Below are 26,931 nucleotides of genomic sequence, written 5' to 3'. Positions count from 1 at the left end.
ACAACTTCATCGTTCTAAAGCAACAAATCGTTAACTTTAGTAAGTCGACCTACCTAAACCTGCTCGCTATGAAAATAAGGAAGTTGCCCCCGGCCGCTAATTCCCATGCGTTCCCCCTGCTCATAAAAAGTCTGCTGGCGTATTCCCTGGTGCTGGAACCCGAGCGGGAAATCGTTTACAAAGACCTGGTACGCTACAACTATTACACCTTCAACGAACGCGTGAGGCGTCTTTCCAATGTGCTGGACGGACTGGGTCTGAAAGGCGGGGAAACGGTAGCCGTTATGGATTATGACAGCCACCGGTACCTGGAGTGCTACTTCGCCATTCCCATGACTGGAAATGTGCTCCACACGATCAACTGGCGATTGTCGCCCGCCCAAATTCTGTACACCATCAATCACGCGGAAGATACGGTGCTGATCGTGCACGAAGAATTCCTGCCCATCATCGAGAAGTTCGCCGGAGAGATGCCCTCCGTGAAGCACATCATGGTGACGACAGACGGCCCCTCGACAAACACGACCTATCCCAACTATGAATCGCTGCTCAACGCTGCCGATACGCACTACGATTTTCCCGACTTCGACGAGGATGCCGTTGCCACAACTTTTTACACCACCGGAACCACCGGCGATCCCAAGGGAGTTTACTTCTCGCACCGTCAATTGGTTCTTCATACGCTGAACCTGGCCGCGACGTTTGGGTTTGTCGACAGCGCGTCCGTCCGTTGTCGGAGCAACGACGTGTATATGCCGCTGACGCCGATGTTCCATGTTCATGCCTGGGGCTTTCCGTACCTGGCCACCATGTTTTCGATGAAGCAGGTCTATATCGGCAAATTATCTCCGCTGATGGTAGCCGACTTAATGAAACGGGAAAAGCCCACCTTTTCGCACTGCGTCCCTACGATACTCCAAGTGGTTCTGCATTGTCCCGAAGCAAAAGCGATTGACCTCTCAGGCTGGAAGGTCATGATCGGCGGCTCGGCCTTAACGAAGGGTCTGGCCAAACTGGCATTGGAGCGGGGTGTGGATGTGAATGTAGGATTTGGCATGTCCGAAACTTGTCCGGTAGTAGCCGTCAGCTATATGCGGGCGACCGATGCCGACGGGGATCTGGAAGCCCAACTGACGGCCCGGACGCGCTCGGGTGTCCCCACGATCTTTACCGATCTCCAGGTTTGGAATGAGGCCGGAATGCCGGTGGCGGCAGACGATAAAGAGACCGGCGAGGTAGTGGTCCGTTCGCCGTGGCTCACGCAGGGTTATGTCAAAGAGCCCGAAAAGGGAGCAGCCCTTTGGAAGAATGGCTACTTGCATACCGGCGATGTCGCGACCATCGATGCGAACCATTCGCTCAAGATCTCCGACCGGATCAAGGACGTGATCAAGAGCGGGGGCGAGTGGATCTCGTCCATCAACCTGGAAAGCCTGATCGCTTTGCATCCGGGTGTTGCCGAAGTCGCGGTGGTAGGCTTGCCGCACCCTAAGTGGGGAGAACGGCCGCACGCCTTGGTGGTGTTGCACGCCGAAGCTCGCGTGGAGCAGGACGACTTGAAAGACCACATCCGGCCGTTCATCGACCAAGGTCAACTCAGCAAATGGGCCATGCCGGAGGAGTTTGTTTTTGTCGCCGCCATTCCAAAGACCAGTGTGGGGAAGATCGATAAGAAAAGGATCCGCTCGGAGTGGCCGCAGACCATCGGCCAAAAAATATAATGGAAAGGCACCACCGTTCAAAAACGACCGACCTAACCCGGTTCCGGACGTCATTTAAGATCGGAAGGGCATTTTTGTCGGTCTCATGTCTTATATTAGGGATGGCATAACTATTGGAATGCCCCGTAAAACCCTTTTCGCATGTTGTTGAACTACTTCGTCATCTCCTTCCGGAATCTTCTTCGCCATAAACTCTTTTCGTTCATCAACATCGGCGGGCTGGCGCTCGGGCTGGCCGCTACCTGGATCATTGGCCTGTATGTGGGCCATGAGCTGAGCTACGACCGCTACCATGAACATTCAAATCGCATCTTCCGGATCGCACAGCATGCGCAGTGGGATGGTGGAGAATTCAACGGTGCCACTACACCACCGCCCTATGGCGCCGCCCTGAAGGCAGACTTTCCGGAAGTGGCGGAATTTGTCCGGATCGACGCGGAAGGTGGCGGCACGTTCACGTACAACAACAAAGAATTCAAAGTGGGTGATGTGTTGCTGGTTGACAAGACGTTCTTCCAAATATTCTCGGGCACATTCCTGTATGGTGACAAGGCCACGGCACTGGATCAACCCCAATCCATGATCATCACCCGCGCACTTGCCATCAAGATCTTTGGCAACGAATCGGCAGCACTGGGGAAAACAATGCAGGCTGGAAACGAACCGGTGGTCATCAGCGGCGTGATCGACGATGTACCGTCCAATAGTCATTTTTCATTTAGCGGATTGCGCCCACTGCCCAACAATCTGGAAGGGCTATGGACGAACGCCTATCTGTATACGTACGTTCTATTGCATCGTGGCGAGGATGCTACAAGGGTTCAACAAAAGTTGCCGGGTTTCTTCGACCGGCACATGGCTGCCTCCATGCCCCCCGGCATGCAGTACCGCGCCGAGATGCAACCGTTGACTGCCATCCACCTTCATTCCAATCTTAGCTTTGAGCTCGGGGCCAATAGCCCGGCCCGTTATATTTATATATTATGCGCCATCGCCGCCTTGATCCTGATCATCGCCTCCATCAACTACATGAATTTGTCGACTGCGCGGGCGTCCTTGAGGCTTCGTGAGACCGGCATGCGAAAGGTGATGGGCTCGACAAGAACCCAAGTGATGGCGTTGTTCCTTTCCGAATCGGTGCTGGTCACTATCATCGCCTCTTCCCTTGCTGTTGTGTTGATGACGTTTATTGTACCGTTGCTCCAGTCTTTCGCACCGATTGCTGCAGACATCTGGCAATTTGGAACGGCCCCAACGATCGCGGCGTTGCTTGTCTTCTCTGTTTTCGCTGGTCTGTTGAGCGGCGTGTACCCTGCCCTATTCATGTCGGGCTTCCGGGTGGTTCCTTCCCTCAAAGGGCTCGCAGGAGATCTGAACAGCACCATACTTTTCCGGCAATCGTTGGTCGTTTTCCAATTTGTGGTCACCATCGCCATGATCGCGGCGTCGGTGGTGATCTACCAGCAACTGCGTTTTGTTTCGCGGAAAGATCTGGGATTCAACAAAGATCAGGTGATCACATTCCATCTTGACAATCCGGCAACGCGGCTGCAGACGGACGCTTTGAGAACGCAGCTCTTGCAAAATCCCCTCATTGAAGAAGCAACCACCGCCGGCAACCCGATTGGCAACAACAACATCGGCGGCCGGCAATACACGATCGAACGCCAAGGTAAGATGGAAGACCGCCAACGCGTGGCCAACTATTTCACGATCGATGACACGTTTGTACTCACGTTGCAAATCGCCGTGACGGCGGGAAGAAATTTGTCGGCGGCCATACCCTCCGACAAGACCGATGCGGTGCTGGTAAATCAAACGCTGGCAGACGACGCCGCTTGGGATGACGCGGTTGGAAAAAAAATACAGATGGGTACCGATTCTGCCGGTCGGCCGATACTTCTCACCGTCGTAGGTGTTCTGAAAGACTTTAATATTTATTCACTCCAACACAAGGTTGAACCGTTGATCCTTCAGCTTCCGCAGGATGAGATGGATAAAGACAATGTGTATGTCCGTATGAGTAAGACCGATCTGCCCGCGGCGATCGCATACGCGGAAAGCGTTTTTAGAAAATTCAATCCTGCCGGCGCATTTGAATACAACTTTTTGGACGACAATTTCGGGCGTCAATACCAGGCAGAGCGTAGGCAGGCGAACTTGTTGTTGTCGTTCACGATCCTCGCCGTGTCCATCGCCTGCCTCGGTCTGTTCGGTTTGATGACTTTCGCTGCGGAGAGGCGGAGAAAAGAAATCGGGATCCGAAAAGTCCTGGGAAGCTCGGTGGGCAACATTGTCTTTATTCTGGCGAAAGACCTTTTGATCCTCGTGGTTGTTGCGGCCATTATTGCCATTCCGATTGCATGGACAGCTGCGAACGCATGGTTAAGTGATTTTGCTTACCGGATAGAGATCAGTTGGTTGGTATTCGCTTTCGCGGGATGTGTTGCCGTGGTGATAGCCTTTGCTACCGTTTGCTTTCAAGCGATCAACTCTGCGAATGAAAATCCAGTAAAAAGCCTGAGAGCGGAATGATGTTACTGCTTTTATTTTTATAGTCTGATGCTGGCTTCCTTTTATTCTCAGCCAAATGATGAACCCTATTTCCCGCGTCGCGAAAAGTCTGGTGTTGCTTTTCATGTTCTTCACCTTGCACGCCACTGCGCAAAAGATCACACCGTATCTTCAGACCACGAGCCAGGTCCTGGAACTTCCTTCCAGGGTGTTGAACGAAACGCGCACGATCTATATTCATTATCCCAAGGCGGACTCTACAAATCCCAACAAGACCTATCCGGTATTGTATTTAATGGATGGTGAAAGTCATTTCGAGATGCTCTCACAATACACGGATTATCTTAGCCGGTGGGATGTGAACGTCATTCCCCAAATGATCATCGTGGGCATTGTCAACACCAAGCGCACCCGCGACCTCACCCCTACCGAAAGCATCATCAACTATTTTGGTCAACCCGACACCAGCAGGGTCTCGTGGATGAAACCGAGTGGCGGCAATGAGCGGTTCCTGCAATTTATCCGTGAAGAGCTGAAGCCTTATGTGGATAGCCACTACAAGACCCAGCCTTACAACATTCTGGCAGGACACTCCTTTGGCGGCCTGGCATCTGTCTATTGCCTGCTTACCCATCCGGAGATGTTCCAGGCGTACATCGCCGTGAGTCCTTCGTTTTGGTGGGACCGGGAATATATATTGAAACTTGCCGATCAAAAACTAAAAAAAGGAGGATCGTTAAACAAAACGCTCTTCTTTAGCGACGCCAGCGAGGGGGTATCGGACTCCAGCACGTTTCATACTAACCTGCTGAAATTTGATGCCATGCTGAAAGCGAAGACCGTGATAGGGTTGCGTTTTGAATACAACTACTACCCCAAGGAAACGCATATGACGGAACCGATGCCGGCGTTTTATGATGCACTTCGGTTTATTTATAAGGCCCCTTATAAATAAACCTCATATTGATTTCTGAACCTTTTGGGAGGATTTGACCACTTAAAAATCCCAACGCTGGATTGGCCACGATCCTTTAGACGTTCAACGATACATAATATATAACCGCTTGCTAACCCAACTTCGCCCCGGAAATGGGGGAAATCTGAACAGCAGCTTTGATCTTGAAAAATAGTTCGAATCCGGACACAAGTTCCCATCCATCCATTTAACAATTTGGGGATTACTTATAACTTTGTATAACATACATTGTATAACTAATGGAAAGCAAGGGACTGGGTGAATTTGAGGAGCTGGTGCTCCTGGCGGTGTGCATCCTGGATGGAGAAGCCTATGGTATATCGGTGAAAAAAGAAGTGGAAAAACATTCAGGACGGTCGATCCTCCTTGGAGCGGTGCACATCACGCTTTATCGTTTGCAGGACAAAGGATTTCTTCAATCCAAAATGGGCGGAAATTCTGACAAGCGTGGCGACCGGAGAAAGCGGTTGTTTAAAGTCACCAAAATAGGCATGAAGCAATTACGTGCAGCACAGGATGTCCGTCAGAAGATGTGGAATTTGATCCCACAATTGAATTAGATCCGATGCGGCCGCGCGAAAAGAAAAAAACGCCCCCTATTGCCAATTGGCTCGCTTCAAAATTTATCAATACGCATTTGTTGGAAGAATTTTTTGGCGACCTCGAAGAAATATACGGCGAAAGAAGAGCCTCAAGGGGAAGAGCCTATGCAAACTTAATGCACTGGTTTGACGTGCTGCATTTAATCATGGGGTTTGCTTCCTTTCATTCATTTAAAAGTCAAAATAACCCGGTTTTTATGTATAAACATTATCTGCTGATCACCTTCCGAAATCTAGTCAGAACGAAGATCTATTCCGTCATTAATATACTGAGTTTGGGTGTTGGCATGGGCGTCTGCCTGGTGATTTGTCAATACATTTACTTTGAGCTGAGTTATGATCGGTTTCATGAAAATTATAGAAACACTTATCGTGTCATCCTTGAGGAAGTTAACACCGACCTCAAGGAAACCTCTCCCGCTATTGGGTATTCGTTCGGAGTGCGTGTGAAGGAAGAAATTCCCGAGATCAAGCAGTTTATGCGGATGCAACGCTTCAACAGAGGGGCCATTGTCACGAATTCCGTCAACCAGTTGATTTTTCATGAAGAAATCAACGACCTGCTTTTCGTTGATCCTTCATTTTTCCAAATGTTCAACTATCCTTTAAAAAAAGGAACCCTAAAGTCTCTATTTAATGACAAATACAATGTCGTTATCACGGAAGCGACCGCCAAAAAATATTTCGGCGCCGATGATCCCATGGGCAAAGTGTTAAACATCAACGGTCCTCCATCACCCGGTGACTATACGGTGACTGGGGTATTGGAAGATTTGCCGTTGAATAGTCACTTGCAATTCGATTTTCTGATTCCCATGGAAAACTATATTGAATTGGGATGGGGAGGTGCCGTCAAGGAACAAGGAGGTTGGGATGGGTTTTCTGTAGTCACTTATCTTACCGTGGACGAATCCGCCAATCTTGATTTGATTCAGCAAAAGCTAAACAGATTAATTGCCCAACACGATAACAAAGGCGTCGTCAAAAAGGTGATTTTGCAGCCGATCGCCGACATTTATATGAAATCCAATAGGTATTCGGATCCAGGCTTCCTCAACAGCGAGGGAAACATGCAAAACATCCGAATCTTTTCCGTCATCTCGTTCTTTATTCTTTTCATTGCGTGGGCCAACTACATCAATCTTTCCACTGCGCGATCCCTATCCAGAGCAAAGGAGGTTGGCGTTCGAAAATCCATAGGCGCCTTTAAAAAGCAACTGATCAGTCAATTTTTGTTCGAGTCGCTATGGGTTAATCTAATCGCTGCGATCGTTTCCATCGGGTTTGCTTTTTTGTTATTGCCCTTCTTGAATGACATCACGGGGAAGGAAATACAACTAAGTCTGTTGCAAAAACCTATGTTTTGGTTTTGTTTTTTTGCTATTATTCTTTTTGGTTCATTGCTTTCAGGGTTGTATCCGGCTTTTGTATTATCCTCTTTCAAACCCATCAGTATGTTAGGAGCTAACAAAATCACCCGAATGGGAAATATAAACTTGCGGAAGAGCCTGATCGTGTTTCAATTTCTAACGTCCCTACTGCTAATCTCGGGCACTTATCTGGTTTATAGACAAACCTCCTTTATGAAGGGCCAGGAATTGACCATCGCGTTGGAAAAAATATTGGTTTTAAGAAGTCAGCAAGTAGCCATTGACACCAATGTTGTACAGTCTAATTTTAATTCGTTCTGCCATGAAATGCTGGGTCTGCACGAGGTTTCGGCAGTCACCAGCTCAACCGTGATACCCGGCCAGTTCGGCGTAAATCCTTATCGAAGGCTTGGACAGCCCGAAAGTGCCATTCCCTATACAAGAAGTATTTTTGCCGGCTGGGGTTTCCCCGAGACCTACGGATTGAAATTTATAGCGGGAAGTTCGTTCACGGAAGGCATGCGGGAAGAGGCAGTGGTGATCATCAATGCATCAGCCCTTCAGGGCTTTGGATTTGACTCCCCTGAAAATGCAATACACCAAAAACTGGTGATCGGAGACCAACAAAAAACGATCGTGGGCGTAGTGGAGAATTTCAACTGGCACTCCCTTAGAGAGCCGCATGTTCCTTATGTGATAAGCCTTAGTAATGTGAGTCTAAATCCCTATATCTCCGTCAGGATGAACATGTCCGATATTACCGGATCGTTGGCGCAGGTTGAATCTAAGTTTCGCTCCTTTTACCCTGATCAACCCTTTGAGTATTTTTTCGCAGAGGATGCTTTTAATAGACAGTACCAATCCGAAGTTCAATTCGGAAAAATGTTTTTTTCTTTCGCGGCATTGGCAATCTTCATTGCGTGTATTGGGCTTTTTGCCATGGTTTCTTATTCAGCCACCTTGAAGGTTAAGGAAATTGGGGTCAGAAAAGTGATGGGAGCCAGCACCGGCAACCTGATGATCATGCTATCCAGGGAGTATGTTATCCTTTTGTTGATCGCCAATATTCTGGCTATTCCGGCGGTTGTGTATGGCGGTGCTAACTGGCTTGATAACTATGCTCTTAGGATCGATCTGGGTTTTGAATTTTTCTTGCTCCCGGGCCTGGCACTGGTTATTTTCTCTTTTATAACGGTGAGTTACAGAACTTATATGACGGCAAGAACAAATCCGGTAGAATCACTACGGGCCGAATGAAGAGGATGCTGTTGTGAGGTGATGCAAAAAATCAGAAAACTACCCCAACATCTGGTTTAGACGGTCGTTAATTCTCTACATTTGAACTTTACGCCCACATGTCCGATTGTTTGGACATCATGGTTTGCCAATTCCTATCGCAAGAGTTCAAACAGTATCTCCGAGGTACCGACATCAAGCTGCATGTCGGAAATCGTTATATAAATGAAAATCTATACTAAGCGTCGTCTTTATTAATCAACCCTTCAAATTCGGTTGTCTTATAGACCTCGAGCATCTTAGGACTTGCGATTCCCATCAAACTCATGTAATCATCCCGTCCTAAAACGTCAAACATGAGGTTGTTACCCTTATAATCTTGAATGTTATTATTCTTTTGATAGTTGATAAATTTGGGATGTTTCGAAAATAATTCTTCTTGATGTTTCACCATTTCTTCATGCGCTTTTTCTATCTCCTCCAAAGAGTCTTTTGTATATCCGGTGAAGTATAGGCACTCATCAAACTCATCCCTTCTCAAATAATTATTTTTTCCATCGTAACTTGACCATGCATGGAGTTTAATTGAGAATAGTTCCGACCCGAGACCGATTGGAAAACTAGTGGCTTGGGCATCTCTTTTAAGGGGATAACGTTCACTCTTATAATAGATATTCAAAATGAATAGAGCAGCCATTATATCAAAAAGATATTTTATACTTCCGAATCGAAGTGAATTCGCTCTATCGTGTTTCAAATTTTGATAAGAGTTATTCCAAGAATATGTCATACCTCCATGAAATGTGCTCGTCTCATTTTTAGCGAATGGAATTAAAATTTTTGATGTCTGGTAACAATTTATCGAACTAATAAGCACGACCTTCTTGTCAATCTTCCATAGACCATTTAAATGGTCTAGCGCGTCCGAGTCATACTTAATCTTTTGTGTTTTCGTCCCACCGTTCGCCTTATACAGTTCTTTTGAAATCGATTCAATTTCCGCAGATGCCCTGAGAATTAAATCCGAGATCAGGGAGGAATAGACTTCTAATTGATTGTCATCAACGTGAATCGCATACGTCAGTTTTACGATCTCCGCTTCTAAGTTTTTGTATACTGCCCAATAAATGTTCGTCATGCGGGACCCTCGCTTAGTAAGTTTAACACGCAATATAGCAAAACCCCAAGACTTCGGTCGCCATCATTGGCGACCAGTGCAAAAGTGCGTAATACCAAAAAACTTTCGTACCTTCATCATTGTAAAATTGTACAATCATGAAAACAGTAACGATGGTCTATGCTGGTGATCTCAAAGAGATTGCCGATGCAATCTTCAATGCGATCCCAAGCATCACATATTTTTCATACGACAGAGAACTGGCTCGCCTCACTATGGATACCGATAACTTTGTAACCGTGAGTAAAATTGTCGCCAAATTCTCGGAAAGGCATTTCACTTGGACAGTTGAAAACTAGCCCGATAGCAAGGCTCTTCCTCGACGACCTGCATCCATCTAATGTCCAAGCAAAAAAGCATCCCAACACGCGTATCAGCGTTCGGTAAGGATCAATTGGTTGATTACTGGAACCGCATAGACTACCATTATCAATTATTTCAAAAGGATCGGGGCAACCACCATGAGGCGGAAGCATTCGCCATTCTTGCTTGGCAGCTATACCACGACTGGTTAGAAATACTACTGCCCAATGACCACACAGTGATCAAAGGCTATGCTGACACTCAAATTCAACTTGAATTAAATATCCTACGGGATATAGCCGACGGTCTGAAGCACATACTTCTTGATAGAAATCACAAAGTATTGAAAGACCAAACCATCACCTATGTCAACGTGTTCGACTACACCTTCGATTTCACGTTCGGTGCTGAGGCGTACTCGGCTTAGAATTGCAGGACAGCACAAAATATCCAGTATCACGATTGGTGACGAAGGTGTACTCATTCTGGCAAAAATACTTCTCAGACAACGGTTACATAATTCCATGATCGTTTAAAAAAAAGCGTACTATCTTAATAGGAAGATGTAGATATGCTATTTACAAGTTATTGATCGAGGCAAGTAAAATCTGGAGATCTTAGTAACATCATAATATGGATCACCATATTCATAATGACCTGCAACTCTCCAACAATAGCTGGTATGAGCAAATTTGATGTATTTGGGGTTAACCCATGACGTGAGAACATCGAACATCTTCAATTTTGTAACAACTGGAAGATTCATTTAAGATGTTTCCATCTAAATACGTGTCTACTTCCCTTTTTTTGACCTCTGTTTCCCGGCTTTCTTGAAGACCTTCTCTTTCGGAACATAGACCATATCCTTGATTAGTGAAACCCCGTCCTTTACATCCATCACTCGGCTTTCGGCTATTGGCACACCCGTATGTACCTCCATGAACTTAAAATATTTTGAACCTAGATCGTCTACAAAATTCACGATCTTATCTGGTGTATTTTCCGAATATGCGGCCGTCCACAATTGGTGATCGATGTCACTCCCGGGAATCCTGACGGTTTGATTATATGTGAAATAAACAAAACCATCAACCATAGAGGAATATTTACTTGCCATTAGATTACCTATCACACCGAGTAATTCCCTATGCGTCAACCCATAATTACCGTCGTTGCACAATAATAAAAGACCAGACGCATCTGGCTTGCCCAACAGTTTCCTTGTTTCGCGAACTTGTTTAACCGCCTTATCGAGTACGTAGTCGACAGACTTCCTTATACTCGTCCAAAGTTCCATGATACACTGTTGGGGATAGGGGATTCGCCCAAACGCAATTGCTATGAATTCTTCACCCTTAATCAATCCGCGCGACAACCAGCTTTCGAATAACTTTTCCATTCTTTCAAATCCTTCAACCGATGCCATATCCTTCTCAAAGCATTTTAACTCTGCGATGATATTCTGATCTGGAAAGTAGTAGTCAGCGTTAGGGGTGGTAATCTTGTTTTGAAACATATCAGCCACTTGCTTCCCGCCGTAGAAATTCACAAATTGATTAAACGTGGATTCAATATCGATTGGCTCTGGTCGTTCAGGAGGCTCGTTTGAGTTATCGCGCATATAGAAATGTTATTGGTTACTGGTCGCTCGCATTTGATTTCGCTTGTCCCAAATCACTTTTATCATAAGCTTTACCTTGATGCCTACTATACCACAAATTTATCCGCTTCAATACCGTGTTCCGTATGTCGCTGGATCCGGGCATTAGGGAACCGTCGTCTATACGAAATCGAGCATTGATTGAACCGTCCTTTGATTTCACATGGAAGTGTGGTGGATCATAATCGCGTGAATATAAGAACTTCCATATCTCGTCGCTCAGATTGCATGTTCATGTTCGCCATTTGCTCAATACTAATCACAGCTAAAGGGGTTTCCAGAGTGAATGGAGCGAAACGGTAATCTTGCAATACTTTAATCACAAAAAAAATCCTAGCCAAGTAAATTCTTAGCTAGGATTTTCTGTATTAATTTTCCGTACTAACACCGTAATTCATTGATTATCAGTGCATTTCGTCGGGGCGGCCAGATTCGAACTGACGACCTCTTGGTCCCAAACCAAGCGCGATACCGGGCTACGCTACGCCCCGATCCCATAAGGGAGCGCAAAGATACATTTTATTCGCAATCCCCCTAAGTCATCTTTAAAAAACAGCCATCAAGCGGGTTTTTACGGGCTATTCACCATAAGTGATTGATTATAAACCAGTTACCCTCTTTCAAATGCTAAATATTTGTTTCCTTAGGTTAACGCGAATCCGGCATACCTTCACTTCATGTACAGCATCCGACTCGTTGAACTCGACGTATCCGTTTGTATGCAAAGAAAATATATCCCGGCACGTAAATGCTCTGGAGTCCAGCGAAGGGTGTGTACTCCAGCCGGTAGAAGCTGGCTGAATTCGGATCCTGTTTTCATTCCCTTCTCATCATAAATTGTCAATTGAACATTGCTTTGATGAACCAACTCAAACGTAATAGTTGTGGAAATAAAGAACGGATTGGGATACAGGCCTACATTTTCCAACGGTTCCATTTGTTCTATACCTGTTACTTCCTGGACTTCTACGGAAATGAAACCCTGGTCATCTTCACTGTCAACCCCGTTATCGGGAGTTGAATCGGGGTCGCCCTGATCGCTGGCTGATACTTCTGCCACGTTGGTGGCGAGGCCCGCCTGCAGCGTGGTAGCTAGGATGGTAAGGGTGGCACTATTTCCCAGGCTCAGAGCGCCAACTGTCCAGATACCGGTGGTTGCATTATAGCTACCTGTACTTGCCGCAATGTTGTCAAAGTTCAAACCCATCGGAGCGGCATCCTTCACGGCTATACCCGTGGCTCCGGCAGGGCCTTTGTTTGTTAAAGTAATGGTGAAGGTCACCTGTTCTCCTACGGTCGGGTTAGTTTTATCGGCTTGCAGGGTGAGCTCCAAATCGGCTATTGTTCCAAAGAACAAGCAGGGAGAAAATTCGCTGGTATTATTGGCCGAATCGGTGGCTGTCGCAGTAATGAAAGCGCCATCGGGAACGATAGTGTTGCTGAAATTAACCGAAAACACAGCGTTGCCCGCGTTATCCGTTGTGACTTGTTCGAAACCGAGGAAGGTCTCTCCTTCTCCAAATCCCGAAGCGTTGCATTTCGCATTGGAAAAAAATTCCAGGCGAAAGACGTTATGGGGTGTACTATTAAGCGATCCCTGGATGTTGGTGTTGCCACCGTTGGAACTTACCTGACTCAGCAATGGAAAATTCTGCAGGTTGTTCGTTCCCGTATCGGCATCACCTGCATCATTGGCCGTGATGCCATCATTGCCTAGGTCAATACCAAGCCCAAGATTTTCAGATATTCTGTTTCCCAGGATAGAACCCGTGCCGTTTCCCGCCAGGGCCAGGCCTGTGCCATTCGCCGTAAACGTATTGTTGTTCACCGTCGCTACCCCTTGCTGCTGTGTGAAGACTCCTGCAATGCTATTATCCGAAATGGTGTTGTTTGTCAGTGTAGCCTCTGCATGATCCATTATATTCACGCCAACCTGATTCCCTGAAACGGTATTGCCTTTAACATTGGCCTGCGTGCCACCTCCAAGTTCGATCCCAAAGGGACCATTGTTCGTGATGGTGTTTTCAAGCACACTGAATTTGAGTTGGCCATCGAATAAAAAAAGTCCCCCGTCAAGATTGCCATTGATAAGGTCCTTTTCAAAGTGAGCGCGTAATAGATCTAACCGGGTTGATCCATTTATAATTCTAAACCCCGCTCCTCCGTTCAACTCGGCCTTTGACTGGTTTGCTTGCAAAGTAAACTGGCCGCCAAGCTCACCGAAGAGTTCCAGCCGTGTTCCGTCTTTTCCATTGCTTTTGCTCGTCGTATTGAGGAAGGCGTAGGCAAGCTCTCCTTTCACCGTGGCCTTGATGCCAACGCCATCCAGCCCGTTTCTGTCATACACTTCGCCGGTAACGGTCACCGTCGCGAATACATTCTTTTCGATTTCGGCAATGTATCTGAATCCCGCTTCCGTATGGAGTTCCCAGGTGTTCTTGCTGAAGTTTTTTGTTCCATTCGATCGTATGACAAGGCTCCCACCGGTGGCTCCCAGGTTAGCGAAATTTCCGACAACATTCCAATTGATATTGCCTTTGACAGACTCTTCAAATTGCACGCCCTTGCCATTTTCGCTATGGTAATTATTGAGGTATTCTATATTTATCGTTCGCCCCTCCCCGAAAGTCAACTTGGTTCCGATCCTCATTTTGCCCTCAAACCGGTTAGCCTTGATATTGTACACGCCATCAGCGTTCAGGAAGGCGTCGACGCCAATGCTGTCTATGTTTTCCAGTAGGTTCCCCTCGATGGTAATCAGCTTTCCACGGTGAAGAATGCCTACCAAAAACTTAGATCCTGTTCCGTCCTTCCCAATAAAATTGCCCGTCACCTTGATACCTTGCGAAAGGCTGCCCTGAATCGTGACGCCATTCTTGACACCGGCTATTTTATTGCCTTTATTCTCCTGCGTACTTCCCACTGAAATGTCCCGGCCATCTTCTATCAATACTCCTCCCTTTGCATTTGGCAAGACATTCTGTTCCAGGAAATCAAGACCGATTAAATTTCCTTCCAGTCTGTTGTTTGGTGCTCCGCTACGGCTACTCCCCGATACATTCGGATCTCTTCCCAGAATGCGGATGCCATACCCTTCATTCCCCGATATAATATTCCGGAGTAAACCTGCTCCCCCGATCATATTGTCCGGAGTGTCTTCAATGAAAATACCGTCGCCACCGTTTCCTTTGTCTTGTTTGGCGGTGACATCTGTTCCAATATAGTTAGACTCCAGGCGGTGTCCACCTTCTCCGGGCGGAGGGGTACCGGCAATGAAGATGCCATGAGAAGAAAAGCTATGGATGACGAAGAAACTGATGTGACAATTGCCCCCCAGCAATCGAAGTCCAATGGCGTTGTCTCCTGCCATACTCCCATCCAATTCAATCCGGCCTTCGGCTTCCGGTGGACTGCCTGAATTGAGGCCCTGAATGTTGACGGCACCAAGGACGGGTGGCAAAGGTCCCAGGCCGGTACTTCCTACCTTGATGATGACGCGCTCCAACCCCAGTGCCTTCGTATCAATATTAAAGGAAATCGTATTCAAGTCCAGGTGGCGGTTCGCATTGTGATTTTGGATCGCTGCTCTGAACGTACATTGATCGCCCGGTGTATTCGGGTCGACATCACATTTATTGTCATCACCACCCCCACCGGCATTCGGATCTTCTTCATCGCCGGGCATATTGACGGTAAAGGATTTTCCGGTCAGCAACGATTCCGGCACTGATCCCCAGTTTTTGACAGGCATGACGAAGCAGGCCAGGAGTACGAATACATAAAATTTCCATTTGAATACTACAGCGCCGCGAACTTCTTTTATGATCAGAAAAGATCCCAGCCGCTGAAAATCCGGTGGCTGTAAATTAAATGACATATATCCTCCTTTCTTGAAGCAGGTATGATGGAGAATGGATTATTCGGAGAAGAAACTGAAGCAGATAACAGGCAGGTACTAAAGAATATCGATGGCCCTTAAGACTCAGGGCGTAAACCTTTTCCAGGTTTTGAATCAGAAGTGCGTGGAAGGCACTCGCTTACAAATTATCGATGGATAAATAAACTCTGACATTGTGCTCAGAGCAACCGCTGGCCTTTAATCCTGAAAAGGATTTACATGCCTTTTACGTTCCGTGCATCGAATGTACTTATATTATCTTAAAAGAAATAGCGCGTTTGAATTTGATATTTTGTCACAGCAGTGATTGCACATCTGCCGACTGAGGACGACAACGCTCCGCCACATCCCGACAGGCTTACGATGTTGTAACTTATATTATTTTCAGTGAATCAACTGTTATCCTTTGAAATATAGCTATCGTAAAAGGCACCGGTCCCTTTTGCGTCGAGTCTTCCCACAATTACCGCTTCTGAGCTATTTGATAAGTCGAACTTTGGTCGCAAGTGAACGTGCTCTCTTGCGCCTATTGGAAGTCCGGCAACATGGTCTTGTTGGAGGTCGGCTAACTTTATTAAAAGTTTTGCGAATGATTTTAGCCCGTCCGGATCACCATGAATTAAAATCTGCTTCCATTGCATTTTGTCGCCATCTAATTCGTCCTCATTTTCGATTACAAATATGTCCAGGTGTCCAGTGATTTCTGATTTGAATTTTTTCATTGTCCTAAATCAAATTTTGTCCATTAAATGGTCTGTCGGCAAAGGTAGTAATATGCTACACGTTCACGCTTTTCCGGCATAGCTTTTAGCATTTTATTAGATAATGTTAAATATTTAAGTCGCTGAATCTCCATCAAATTATCCAAAATAACGCCGCGGTAACAAAAGACACGAAATTCTTAGATTCAGCGGAAAAAGAACTCGACGTGGTGCAGCATTCAGCAAGTAAAACATTCAAGTTTCATTCACTAGATTGCAAATCTTTAAAACCAACGATCAGCGCGATGAAGAAATTACTTGTGATCACTATGATATTCCTGATAACCGGCTTGACTTGCTGTGACCGGCGGAGCACACCGGATCAGGCCGGCGATATTTCAAAGATCAAAGCACTCAGTGCGGCTCGCGCGAAGGCGTTCAATGAGGGAAATGCCGATGTTATCGCGGCCGCCTTTACAGAAAATGGATTGCTGATGGCTCCCGATAAAAAGTCAACCACAGGCCGGGAGGCTGTGCGCAACTATTATCAGGGCATCTTTGATCAATACAAAACCTTTCTGGAGAGCGGCTATGAAGAGGTGAAGGTCTCTGGCGACGTTGGCTATGGCGTAGGGTTTGCCAAGGTGAAGCTCGTGCCGCATAGCGGAGGCGACACGCTGGTATCCACCGCGAAATATATCAACATCCTTCAACGCCAAGGTGACGGTTCATGGTTGACAACGCATGATATCTGGAATTCCAATGGGCAGTGATACCCGTCCAGCCTGTCCTGCTTTTTGACTACAACAACCATAGATTTGACTACGTCCCCTCCTTTGATACTGCTGAATTTTGTAGAAATAAAAAACAGACGGTATGAAAATCATCGTAACCGGTTCACTGGGAAACATCAGTAAACCACTAACAAAGGAATTGGTGCAGAACGGACATTCGGTCACCGTTATCAGCAGTAACCCCGAAAAACAAAAAGACATCGAAGCCTTAGGGGCCACGGCCGCCATCGGCTCAATAGACGATGTTGCGTTTCTTACCAAGACTTTTACCGGTTCGGACGCGGTATATTGCATGATCCCGCCGAACTTTCACTTTAATGGTAATCTTGACCCTACAGCATACTATCGCGGGATCGGCGAGACCTATGCACAAGCCATTCAACAATCGGGCGTGAAGCGGGTGGTTCATCTGAGTAGTGTTGGCGCGCACCTGGATAAGGATTCCGGAATCATTCTCGCCCATCATGATATGGAGCAGGCGCTAAAGAAAATACCGGGCATAGCCCTTACGCACCTGCGACCGACCGCCTTCTACTACAATTTGCTTGGCTTTGTAGGCGCCATAAAAAAACAAGGCGTCATCGCTTCGAATTATGGTGCGGACGACCGCGTGCCTTGGGTTTCTCCCCTCGATATTGCCGCCGTGGCTGCCAAAGAACTCGTGACCCTCACGGAAGGCATTAACGTACGTTATGTGGCGAGTGATGAACTGACCTGTAGTGAAGTGGCACGTATCTTGGGTGCCGCCATCGGGAAGCCCGATTTGAAATGGGTTATCAAGAGCAGCGAAGAGACGCAAAACGGTTTAGAAGCCGCTGGAGTGCCGCCGCTTGTGGCCGCAGGCCTGGTGGAGATGAATGCCAGTATGCATAGCGGGGTGTTGTTCGAAGACTACTATCGCAACCGCCCGGCGTTGGGCAAAACAAAACTGACCGATTTCGCTAAGGAGTTTGCCGCCGCTTTCAAATAAAAATACGCAGCCATACAACAACCTCAACAAAAAGTAACTATCATCGCAGCATGCCAGCCAAGCAACTTTACCGGGTCAAAACGATAAGCGAATTTCACCGTGTGAGGGGATTGCCCAAACCGGAACATCCGCTGATCAGCCTGGTGGATTATGAATCCATCAAGCATTCGGTGGAGAACAATCCGATCAACTGGGTATTCGATTTTTATTCTATCGCGCTGAAAAGAAATTTCAATGCCAAAATAAAATACGGCCAGCAGGAATACGATTTTGATGAAGGCGTCATGTTTTTTATATCACCCGGCCAGGTTTTTGGAATTGAGGTTGGGAAAGATGCGGATACAAAACGGTCGGGATGGATCTTACTCATCCATCCCGATTTTTTGTGGAACACGCCGTTAGCCAAAACCATAAAGCAATACGAATACTTTGACTACTCGGTACATGAAGCCCTGTTTCTTTCCGACAAAGAGGAAGCAACGATGGCCGGCATTGTGCAAAACATTAAGCAGGAGTATCATTCGAACATTGACAAATTCAGTCAAAACATCATCATCGCGCAGCTGGAAGTGTTGCTCACGTATGCCGAAAGATTCTATCAGCGTCAATTCATAACCCGCAAGATCACCAACCATAAAATCCTCCATCGCCTGGAAGATATTCTTACGGAATATTTTAACGATGATGCGTTAATAAACAAAGGGTTACCCACGGTTCAATACGTTGCCGAACGACTTAATGTATCGCCCAACTATCTGTCGGGCTTGCTTAAAGTATTGACAGGACAGAGTACGCAACAACACATCCACGAGAAGCTGATCGAAAAGGCAAAAGAAAAACTATCCACCACCGATTTGTCGGTGAGCGAAATCGCCTATGCGTTGGGGTTTGAACATCCGCAGTCCTTTAGCAAGTTGTTCAAAACAAAAACCAATCTCTCACCTCTGGAATTCCGGCAGTCTTTTAACTGACAAAACCACTCCCCTATTTGGGTTACCGGCGCTTATGCCATCGCCAAAATATTCTTTGTCTAGGCGCCACGTGGCAAACTTGGTCGATTTTTGATTGCGGGCTTTGATTTATCCGTCAAAATCTGGTAATTAATGAAGACAAGGAAATCATCTCCGGTGAGAAGTTTTCTTGCATCTGATCTCCTGATCACCAAAATCACTCCCTCAAAGCATAACAAAAATGATTTTCGTAACGCAACTTATCTACATCATCCCGGGACAAGAAAAGGTCTTTGACGAATTTGAGAAAATAGCCATCCCCACCATTTCAAAATACAACGGCAGACTTTTGTTCCGGGTGAGACCTACCCCCGACACCTTCATAGAAAACCAGATCGAGAGACCCTACGAAATTCATCTCGCAGAATTTGACACCGAACAAGATTTTGAGAACTTCAAACACGATGAAGAGCGAAAGAAGTTTTTGCATTTGAAGGAACAATCCATAAAATCGTCTATATTAATTCAGGGGACAAAATTATAAACGGGTCACCTCGATTTTCCCTTTACACGCGCTGAAGTTCCACCCGATCATCTATCCGTATAAACCCCTAGTCGCGAGCCCCATTTTTTTCACGCGCATGCGCGGCATAGCCTTATCTTTGCGGCCGTGAAAAGAAAGGTCAAACGCCACATTTTTAAGGCCCGCCGGATCATTTACCAGGAAACGCTCGTGGATTTCCAGGAACATTTTTGGACGTTCATCGGTGCATTTCTCGGTATCGCGGTCATCGGTTGGCTCAACAGCAACCTGGCTCCTATCGACAATCTTTTCCTGATCGGTTCTTTCGGCGCTTCGTCCGTGTTGATCTACGGCATCATCAACAGCCCCCTGGCCCAGCCCCGGAATCTGATCGGCGGTCATGTTATTTGTGCGTTCACGGGGGTGCTCGTGCACAAGATCGTTCCTGGCGATGTTTGGTTCACTTCGGCTCTTTCGGTGGCCTTGTCGATTGTGTTTATGCAGATGACGAAAACCCTTCACCCTCCCGGTGGCGCTACGGCGCTGATCGCCAATATTGGGTCGGAGAAGATCCAGGCGCTGGGTTTTTGGTATGTGCTCAGCCCGGTGTTGAGTGGCGTGCTCATTCTTTTTTTTGTGGCGCTGTTGTGCAACAATGCCACACCCCATCGCAGCTATCCGAAAAACAAGCACTGGTATAAAGTGTGGAAGCGAAAATATCTGAAGCAAAAAGTCTGATCTCCCGTTTGCTTCCCTTCAACAAATGACGTCAACGCTTTTACCAAACGTCCATCCTATTCCGGTGTCCAAGACCTACTTTTTATCTGATCCCGGTTTACGCGACCAGCGCATCATGCCAAATGCAGGCGTGAATCCCAACGGCTGATAGAATGGCGCGAGGTTCTCACCGGTGATGAGGGTGGCCAGTGCGTTGTGTGGCGCGTTGGTATCAAACCATTGGATGAGTTCCTCCATCATGGCGGTGCCCACGCCCCGGTGTTGCCAATCAGGATGCACCATCACGTCCTTGACATAGTACAAACTTGCGTTGTCGCCTAACAACAGGGCGCAACCGATGGCCTCGCCGGTCTGGGTGTGTTCGGCCACCACGGCATGCACAGGCGAAGACAGGATGTCCGGCAATGCCTCGGCGTTGGTTGACTTTGACCAGCCCACCGCGACATTGAGCCAGGAGTATTCCGCAGGTGTTGGCGATCTGTGAACGATGCGCATCGGCACGGGTGCACGCCCATGACGGTGTTCGTGATCGCCGATCAACGCCCCGCCAAAGTTGATGTAGTAGCCGTTCATTTCACGGACGATGTAACCCGCCATGCCCCACGGTTTATTTTCGAGCGGGGACACGATCTCCACATTCCTGGATTGATGCAGCGCATACAAGGACTGGATATGCCGCGCCGTGATGAAGATGGCCTGCGGACCGGAAACTGCAGCGAGCGAAGGATTGAGTGTGAACTGCACGTGCGCACCATGCCAAACTACCCCACCATGATTGGGGGGCTCACCCCAGGTCCACTTTTCAGGAAACCCCAACACCTTGTGCCAGTAGTCAACGGTGGCCGTGATGTCGGCTACGGGAAGGATCGGTTCGGCGTGGGAGATGAGGGGTTGCTGTGACGATTCCATAGGATGTCAGGAAATCTTTTCTAAGGGAAGATAGGAATTATAAACATTTCGCACCTGCCGTTTGTCATGAATAAAGCGGCTGAGGCGATTCCGCAATCCCTCAAATACCACCTTTCGCGCCGAATTTTTGGCTTTTCGGAAATTCTTAAAAAAATTTCCAAACCGTTGTCCCATTCCCCACTTCTCATTTGATAAGGGATTGATAAACATCATTGAAAAACTAAAACAAACAACATCATGGGACACTTATCGGTATTCAATTTCATCACCCTCAACGGCTACTACAAAGGCCTCAACGACGATATCAGCTGGCATCGACACGGCCAGGAAGAAAGCGAATTTGCCTCCAACGCCGCCAGCACGGAAAGCATCCTCATGTTCGGACGTGTGACCTACGAAATGATGATGCGCTATTGGCCCACCGAGCAAGCCAAACAAAGCGTGCCGGCCGTAGCCGAGGGCATGAACAATTCAAAAAAGATCGTCTTCTCCCGAACCCTGAAAAAAGCCACCTGGAACAACAGCCAACTCGTGAATGACAACATCGACGCCTTCGTACGCACCCTAAAACAAGGCGACAAAAACATTACGATCCTGGGCAGTGGCAGCATTGTAACTCAACTGGCCGGCAAAGGGCTTATTGACTCTTATCAATTCATGTTGGACCCCGTCGCGCTCGGTGATGGAACGCCGGCGTTCAAAGGGATGACGCATATGCTTGACTTGACGTTGACTTCGGTGAAGAATTTTAAAAGCGGGGTGGTGTTGTTGAATTATGTGCCGTTGGTTGGGAAACGGGATACTGGGGGGAGACCGGCGGGGCAGGTGTGATGGGGCTGGCATGGAACGATGGCGCATGGCGACCTTTCAAATATTGAAATGGCCTGTCCAATTCTTGTTGGTGAAGAACACCAACAAGGGCGGGTGAACACCAACAGGGACGAGAGCAGGTTTTGCGTCTATTTTCTTGCCCGCCGAAACTTTGGCGAAGGAGGGCGGTTCAAATTTCTTTCTACCTCGTCCCTCTTTAACTATCTTACAATTCAAAAATCTCATACAATATGGAAGAATACGTCTTACTATTCCGTCTTGACATTCTCACCAAAGAAATCCAGCCTTCTCCTGAGCAAATGCAAGTCTATATGAAACAATACCAGGACTGGGTAGGCGGCATTGCTGCTCAGAACAAGTTTGTGGGTGGCACTGGACTTTCTACCGAAGGGAAAGTCGTAAAGCATCCTAGTGTAGTTACCGATGGTCCCTATGTGGATATCAAGGAATCGCTGGCGGGGTTTATCTCTGTCCGGGCGAGTGACTTTGAGGATGCTTTGCGCATGGCCAAGGAGTGCCCTATATTGGGTGGCGCGGGCAACAGTGTCGAGGTGCGCAAAGTAGTTTCGGTGCACGACAATAAAAAATAAAGCTGGAAGCGCTCCATTCTGTGGGGCGCTTTTTTTCTATGGATCACGTCGAATTGATACCGCATTTGTTCAGGATCGAGTACCGGAAAATTGTTTCGGTGCTCAGCAAGCGCTTTGGCTTCGAACAGATCGAGGTGGCGGAAGACATTGCCAGCGACACGTTTCTTACGGCGACCCAGGCGTGGGGCGTCGGTGGGGTCCCTCCTAATCCAACGGCATGGCTGTATCATGTGGCAAGAAACAAGGCTAAAACGTATTTGCAGCGGAATCACGTGTATGAAAACAAAATCGTGCCGGTTGTAAAAGATGCGACGAGTTCACTGGAAGCTGAGATCGATCTGTCACCTCAAAACATAAACGACAGTCAGTTGCAGATGATGTTTGCAGTATGTCATCCGGCCATTCCCACCGAGGCGCAGGTGGGGTTGGCGCTGCGTATTCTTTGCGGGTTTGGTATTGAGGAGATCGCCGATGCATTCATCACCAACAAGGATACGATCAACAAGCGGTTGTTGCGGGGCAAGGAGAAATTGCGCGAACAAAAAATAAAGATCGAGTTGCCCGACGCAGCCGAGTTGGAGGGGCGGATGGCCGCGGTGCTGACTACGATCTATTTGTTATTTAACGAAGGCTATTATTCGGTAAGCCAAAATAGCACAGTGCGCAAGGAACTTTGCCTGGAGGCGATGCGGCTTTGCACCATGTTGGTGGAAAACAAGATCACGAACACACCGGCCGCCAACGCCCTGCTATCACTCATGTGTTTTCACACGTCCCGCTTCGATGCGCGGCTGACGGAAAGCGGCGAGTTGATCCTTTATGAAGACCAGGACACCAGTCTTTGGAACACCGAGTGGATCAACAAGGGGGGCTATTTTTTGAGCCGCTCTGCCAGCGGAAACAAACTCTCCAAATATCACCTGGAGGCGGGTATTGCCTATTGGCATACACAAAAGAACAGCACGAAAGAAAAGTGGGAAAACATTCTGCAGCTCTACAACCAGCTACTGCAAATTGAATACTCACCCATGGCGGCGCTGAACAGGACCTATGCGCTTTCGCGGGCCAATGGAAAACGACAGGCGCTTGTGGAAGCCGAAAAATTGCAACTTACGGGCAATCATTTTTACTTCATGCTGCTCGGCGACCTGTACACCGACCTCGACCCTGCCAAAGCCAAACGCCACTACGAACAAGCCCTGACCCTGGCTAAAACACCGGCCGACAAACAAGCCATTCAAAAGAAGCTGGATGCCTTTTAATCCGAAACCATGCTGTCACAGTACAAAATTCCGGGGATGACCAATCGGTTTAGGCTGGTGAGTTTGTCAAGAATTTCGATTTCTTGGCAGCAAAGTTCTTCTCCGCGGCTTACCCTGTTCTCCTTTTGCGCCGTGTTGAACTTCCTAACCACCAGACGGTTCGTGTCCAGCCCGGTGCTGGTTTTTTGACGAGGCCTTACCACTGTCAAAGATTGTCAGCACAACGTGCCGGAAAGCCGCGAAAACATCACCAAAGGCTTCAGGATTTTGCTTATATTGTTTATGCAATAATTCCTCAACCGAAAATGAAAACCCTCTATCTTTTCGGGCCTCTAGCAGATTGCTGCGGCCCGCCGAAATACATTTCCTGCCATCGCTCAGATTGAGAGTAGCGCTTTTCAAGACTCCATAATTATTCACGCTCTCAAAATCTGTGTTATTATGGAAACGTATTTCAAACTTACCGCTGTCGTACAGATCGTCGCGTTCACACTGGGCTTCGTCGCATCATATGTTTTGTGGCGCTACCCCAAAAATCTGACGACGCCCAACAAATACCTGGCGGTGTCGATGGCAAGTATTTCCTATGCCCTCGTGGTCGTATTCCTGGTGGAAACCGGATGGATCACCAGCCTGCCCCATCTCTATCGCACGGGCAATCTGCTGGCACTTCTCTACATACCCTTTTCTTATCTGTATGTGCGCTCGGCCATTGCCGGTAAAAAATTCCGCGTCATCGATTTGCTTCATCTGGTACCTGCGTTTTTGTATTTGGTGGATTGCCTTCCATTCTTTTGGCTTTCCTCCGCCGACAAACAACTGGTCCTGCAACAGGACCTGATCAACCTTCATCACCTGAACCCGTATGCCCAAGGATGGTTGTTTCCGGCAGGGTTCCCCTTCCCGGCGCAGAGCTTGCAGTTCGTGGTGTATTGGTCGCTGCAGATCGCACTGGTCATAACGTATTACCATCACGAACAATTTGCAAAAACGGAGGCGAATAAGAATTGGAGAATTTGGCTCATCACCTATTGCGTTTTGCAGGTGATCCCCGTGTTCTGTTATTTCTATGGATGGTTCACTTCTCCCGATACATCAACCGTCCTGATACAGCTTACCGTGGCCGGCAACATCATCTTCACCGCTATTGCCTTGTTCACCCATCCCAGCATCTTGTATGGAAATGTGCAGGAAATGCAAACGCTCCCTTCGACCAGCAAAATTCGCGTGAACCCGACACTGGATAAATCGCGCACTTCTCCTGACTCCGTGCAGCAACGTGAAGACCCCGCGCCCGAACACGAGCACAAGCAATTGATCGACGCTGAGAAAGCACTCATCATCACCACGCAGCTGAAAGCGCTCATGCTCACGCAACCCTACCTGCGGCAGGGCTATTCCCTGCAAGATCTAAGCAACGACCTTCGCATCCCGGCCTACCAACTCTCGTCTTTGCTCAACCGCTACCTTGGCGTATCGTTCAACGACTACCTGAACCAGCACCGCATTGAATATTGCATGGACCGCATGAAAAAGGGCGACGGCCACGTGCTCACACTAGAAGGGCTGGCCTACGACTGTGGATTCAGCAACCGAAACTCATTTACGACCGCCTTCAAAAAATTTGCCGGCCTACCCCCTTCCGAATATCTCCGGGAAATCAAATCGCTTGTGCAATTGCCAAGTCTTAAAAAAACTGGGCATAAACAAAACGCGTAATGGGCTTCTTCTTCAGACGATATTCTATCTTAACGTTCCATCCTGGACCGGCATCCGATCGGTCCAATACGGTTGGGTTTATTGCAACCTCACTTCGGACTCCTTGCTGCAGGAAGGAGCTCGGGTGAGGCGTTGTAATTAGGAGCCAGAAGCCAGGAGCCAGGAGCCAGAATTTGGGGTTCGGCGTTCAGTAGTCAGTAGCCATCGCCCCACCGGCCCTTGTTGGTGTTCTTCACCAACAAGAAATTGGACACGCCACTTCAATATTTGAATGGTCGCTCCGCGCCGTCATTCCACGTCGCGGGATTTTTTTTGTAACTTTCTTGGGCACTCAATCTTTTACGTATGAAACTATTCGCGGGTATTGTGGGCGCGACCGTTTTGGTGGCAATCTCCGGATGCCATTCCGGGAAATCGACGGATGAAGGCCGTGGCGATCGTGCGCCTGAAAAAAGACCGGGCATGGTGTGGATTCCCGGCGGCGAGTTCATCATGGGCACCGACGACCCTGAATCCTACGAGCAAGAACGCCCTGCGCACACCGTGCAAGTGAGCGGGTTTTGGATGGACGAGACGGAGGTGACCAACGCACAATTCAAAGCTTTTACCGACGCCACAAAATACGTGACCGTCGCCGAACGCAAACCCGATTGGGAGGAGTTAAAAAAACAAGTAGCGCCTGGCGTACCCAGACCGCCGGATAGCCTCCTCGTTGCCGGCTCGCTCACATTCCAAAAACCTTCCCAACCCGTGATCCTGAACGACTATTCGCAATGGTGGAAGTGGCAGCCCGGCGCCGACTGGCGTCACCCCGAAGGAGAGGGCAGCACCCTGGAAGGACGGTGGAATCACCCGGTGGTGCACGTAGCCTACGAAGATGCCATCGCCTATTGCAAGTGGGCGCACAAACGGCTGCCCACCGAAGCCGAATGGGAATTTGCTTCGCGTGGCGGCAAGCAACAGGAGCGGTACAGCTGGGGCAGTGAGGTGACGCCCAACGGCAAGTTCATGGCCAACACCTATCAGGGCAGCTTCCCCGTGAGCAACACCAAAGAGGACGGCTTTGAACGCACATCGCCCGTGAAAAGCTTCCCTCCTAACCCTTATGGACTCTACGACATCATTGGCAACGTGTGGGAATGGACCCAGGATTGGTACGATGTGAATTATTACAAAACCCTGGCCGCGTCGCGCGTAAGCGTGAATCCACGCGGGCCGGCGAAGTCTTATGATCCCCAGGACCCCTATTCTCAGAAGCGCGTGAGTCGCGGGGGGTCGTTCTTGTGTACCTCTACGTATTGCGTTAACTACCGGCCTAGCGCGCGACAAGGGACCGCGTTTGATTCGGGATCGTCGAATGTGGGATTCAGGTGTGTGGCGGATTCATCGGAGCAGACGCTTTCGGCGTTGCAGGAACCGTAAGAGTCAGGAGCCAGGAGCCAGGAGCTAGTGCTCGGCATTCAGTAGCCAGTAGTCAGTAGTCAGTA

The 26,931-nt window shown here is 48.1% G+C and carries 23 protein-coding genes and 1 tRNA gene; 17 read left to right on the top strand and 7 right to left on the bottom strand.

The genetic code is table 11. The annotated features are described in order from the left end of the window. The first annotated feature begins 68 nt into the window (after positions 1–68). The 5 genes from D4L85_RS21810 (at position 69) to D4L85_RS21790 (ending at position 8,440) form a co-directional block, all read left to right on the top strand. Complete coding sequence (locus D4L85_RS21810) at positions 69–1,721, top strand: fatty acid--CoA ligase (protein ID WP_119756294.1); 1,653 nt, start codon at positions 69–71, stop codon at positions 1,719–1,721. Between the two features lie 141 nt (positions 1,722–1,862). After that, positions 1,863–4,256, top strand: a complete 2,394-nt coding sequence (locus D4L85_RS21805) for an ABC transporter permease (RefSeq protein WP_119756293.1) — start codon at positions 1,863–1,865, stop codon at positions 4,254–4,256. 55 nt (positions 4,257–4,311) lie between these two features. Further along, a complete protein-coding gene (locus tag D4L85_RS21800) occupies positions 4,312–5,190 on the top strand; it encodes an alpha/beta hydrolase (RefSeq protein ID WP_119756292.1) in 879 nt (292 codons plus the stop codon). A 260-nt stretch (positions 5,191–5,450) separates the two neighbouring features. After that, positions 5,451–5,771 carry a helix-turn-helix transcriptional regulator gene (locus D4L85_RS21795; RefSeq protein ID WP_119756291.1) on the top strand — a complete coding sequence of 107 codons (321 nt, stop codon included), beginning with the start codon at positions 5,451–5,453 and terminating at the stop codon, positions 5,769–5,771. Next, the gene (locus D4L85_RS21790; RefSeq protein WP_160143909.1) at positions 5,744–8,440 is read left to right on the top strand and encodes an ABC transporter permease; all 2,697 of its coding nucleotides are present in this window, start codon (positions 5,744–5,746) and stop codon (positions 8,438–8,440) included. Before D4L85_RS21795 ends, D4L85_RS21790 begins: the two co-directional genes overlap by 28 nt. A gap of 217 nt (positions 8,441–8,657) precedes the next feature. On the opposite strand, the gene D4L85_RS21785 is transcribed toward D4L85_RS21790, so the two are convergent. Continuing rightward, positions 8,658–9,557, bottom strand: a complete 900-nt coding sequence (locus tag D4L85_RS21785; protein ID WP_119756289.1) for a hypothetical protein — start codon at positions 9,555–9,557, stop codon at positions 8,658–8,660. A gap of 137 nt (positions 9,558–9,694) precedes the next feature. On the opposite strand from D4L85_RS21785, the gene D4L85_RS21780 reads away from it, so the two are divergent. Continuing rightward, positions 9,695–9,895 carry a hypothetical protein gene (locus tag D4L85_RS21780; protein ID WP_119756288.1) on the top strand — a complete coding sequence of 67 codons (201 nt, stop codon included), beginning with the start codon at positions 9,695–9,697 and terminating at the stop codon, positions 9,893–9,895. Between the two features lie 41 nt (positions 9,896–9,936). Continuing rightward, complete coding sequence (locus tag D4L85_RS21775) at positions 9,937–10,326, top strand: hypothetical protein (RefSeq protein WP_119756287.1); 390 nt, start codon at positions 9,937–9,939, stop codon at positions 10,324–10,326. Between the two features lie 366 nt (positions 10,327–10,692). On the opposite strand, the gene D4L85_RS21770 is transcribed toward D4L85_RS21775, so the two are convergent. The 5 genes from D4L85_RS21770 to D4L85_RS21750 form a co-directional block, all read right to left on the bottom strand. Continuing rightward, entirely contained in the window at positions 10,693–11,520 is an 828-nt protein-coding gene (locus D4L85_RS21770) for a hypothetical protein (RefSeq protein ID WP_119756286.1), read from the bottom strand. A 16-nt stretch (positions 11,521–11,536) separates the two neighbouring features. Continuing rightward, positions 11,537–11,722 carry a hypothetical protein gene (locus tag D4L85_RS35155; RefSeq protein WP_160143908.1) on the bottom strand — a complete coding sequence of 62 codons (186 nt, stop codon included), beginning with the start codon at positions 11,720–11,722 and terminating at the stop codon, positions 11,537–11,539. Positions 11,723–11,976: 254 nt separating this feature from the next. Next, a tRNA-Pro gene (locus D4L85_RS21760) sits at positions 11,977–12,050 on the bottom strand. A 179-nt stretch (positions 12,051–12,229) separates the two neighbouring features. After that, complete coding sequence (locus D4L85_RS21755; RefSeq protein WP_119756284.1) at positions 12,230–15,436, bottom strand: right-handed parallel beta-helix repeat-containing protein; 3,207 nt, start codon at positions 15,434–15,436, stop codon at positions 12,230–12,232. 413 nt (positions 15,437–15,849) lie between these two features. Further along, positions 15,850–16,179 carry an Imm32 family immunity protein gene (locus tag D4L85_RS21750; RefSeq protein WP_119756283.1) on the bottom strand — a complete coding sequence of 110 codons (330 nt, stop codon included), beginning with the start codon at positions 16,177–16,179 and terminating at the stop codon, positions 15,850–15,852. Between the two features lie 284 nt (positions 16,180–16,463). Between D4L85_RS21750 and D4L85_RS21745 the strand changes: the two genes are divergently transcribed. From D4L85_RS21745 to D4L85_RS21725, 5 genes are all read left to right on the top strand, one after another. After that, positions 16,464–16,931: a YybH family protein gene (locus D4L85_RS21745; protein WP_119756282.1), complete on the top strand. Its 468-nt coding sequence runs from the start codon at positions 16,464–16,466 to the stop codon at positions 16,929–16,931. Between the two features lie 103 nt (positions 16,932–17,034). Beyond that, positions 17,035–17,922 carry an NmrA family NAD(P)-binding protein gene (locus D4L85_RS21740; protein WP_119756281.1) on the top strand — a complete coding sequence of 296 codons (888 nt, stop codon included), beginning with the start codon at positions 17,035–17,037 and terminating at the stop codon, positions 17,920–17,922. A 50-nt stretch (positions 17,923–17,972) separates the two neighbouring features. After that, complete coding sequence (locus D4L85_RS21735) at positions 17,973–18,893, top strand: helix-turn-helix domain-containing protein (protein ID WP_119756280.1); 921 nt, start codon at positions 17,973–17,975, stop codon at positions 18,891–18,893. A 220-nt stretch (positions 18,894–19,113) separates the two neighbouring features. Further along, entirely contained in the window at positions 19,114–19,416 is a 303-nt protein-coding gene (locus tag D4L85_RS21730) for a DUF1330 domain-containing protein (protein ID WP_119756279.1), read from the top strand. Positions 19,417–19,542: 126 nt separating this feature from the next. Continuing rightward, positions 19,543–20,133, top strand: a complete 591-nt coding sequence (locus tag D4L85_RS21725; protein ID WP_119756278.1) for an HPP family protein — start codon at positions 19,543–19,545, stop codon at positions 20,131–20,133. A gap of 75 nt (positions 20,134–20,208) precedes the next feature. Here the strand turns inward: D4L85_RS21725 and D4L85_RS21720 are convergent, their stop codons facing one another. Further along, complete coding sequence (locus tag D4L85_RS21720) at positions 20,209–21,042, bottom strand: GNAT family N-acetyltransferase (protein WP_119756277.1); 834 nt, start codon at positions 21,040–21,042, stop codon at positions 20,209–20,211. Positions 21,043–21,279: 237 nt separating this feature from the next. Here D4L85_RS21720 and D4L85_RS21710 point away from each other — a divergent pair, with 237 nt between their 5' ends. The 5 genes from D4L85_RS21710 to D4L85_RS21680 all read left to right on the top strand — a co-directional run bounded on the left by D4L85_RS21710 (position 21,280) and on the right by D4L85_RS21680 (position 26,866). Further along, positions 21,280–21,873, top strand: a complete 594-nt coding sequence (locus tag D4L85_RS21710) for a dihydrofolate reductase family protein (protein ID WP_119756275.1) — start codon at positions 21,280–21,282, stop codon at positions 21,871–21,873. A gap of 230 nt (positions 21,874–22,103) precedes the next feature. Next, positions 22,104–22,463, top strand: coding sequence for a YciI family protein (locus D4L85_RS21700; RefSeq protein WP_119756273.1), 360 nt, complete (start codon positions 22,104–22,106; stop codon positions 22,461–22,463). A 38-nt stretch (positions 22,464–22,501) separates the two neighbouring features. Beyond that, entirely contained in the window at positions 22,502–23,725 is a 1,224-nt protein-coding gene (locus D4L85_RS21695) for an RNA polymerase sigma factor (protein WP_119756272.1), read from the top strand. A gap of 441 nt (positions 23,726–24,166) precedes the next feature. After that, on the top strand, positions 24,167–25,444 hold the full coding sequence (locus D4L85_RS21685) for a helix-turn-helix domain-containing protein (RefSeq protein ID WP_119756270.1): 1,278 nt from the start codon (positions 24,167–24,169) through the stop codon (positions 25,442–25,444). A 345-nt stretch (positions 25,445–25,789) separates the two neighbouring features. Then, positions 25,790–26,866: a formylglycine-generating enzyme family protein gene (locus tag D4L85_RS21680; protein WP_119756269.1), complete on the top strand. Its 1,077-nt coding sequence runs from the start codon at positions 25,790–25,792 to the stop codon at positions 26,864–26,866. The last annotated feature ends 65 nt before the right edge of the window (positions 26,867–26,931 follow it).

The organism is Chryseolinea soli (assembly GCF_003589925.1).
Taxonomy (GTDB): Bacteria; Bacteroidota; Bacteroidia; order Cytophagales; family Cyclobacteriaceae; genus Chryseolinea; species Chryseolinea soli.
Note: the sequence above shows the minus strand (reverse complement) of the source record. Positions and strands in the feature narration are given on the sequence as shown.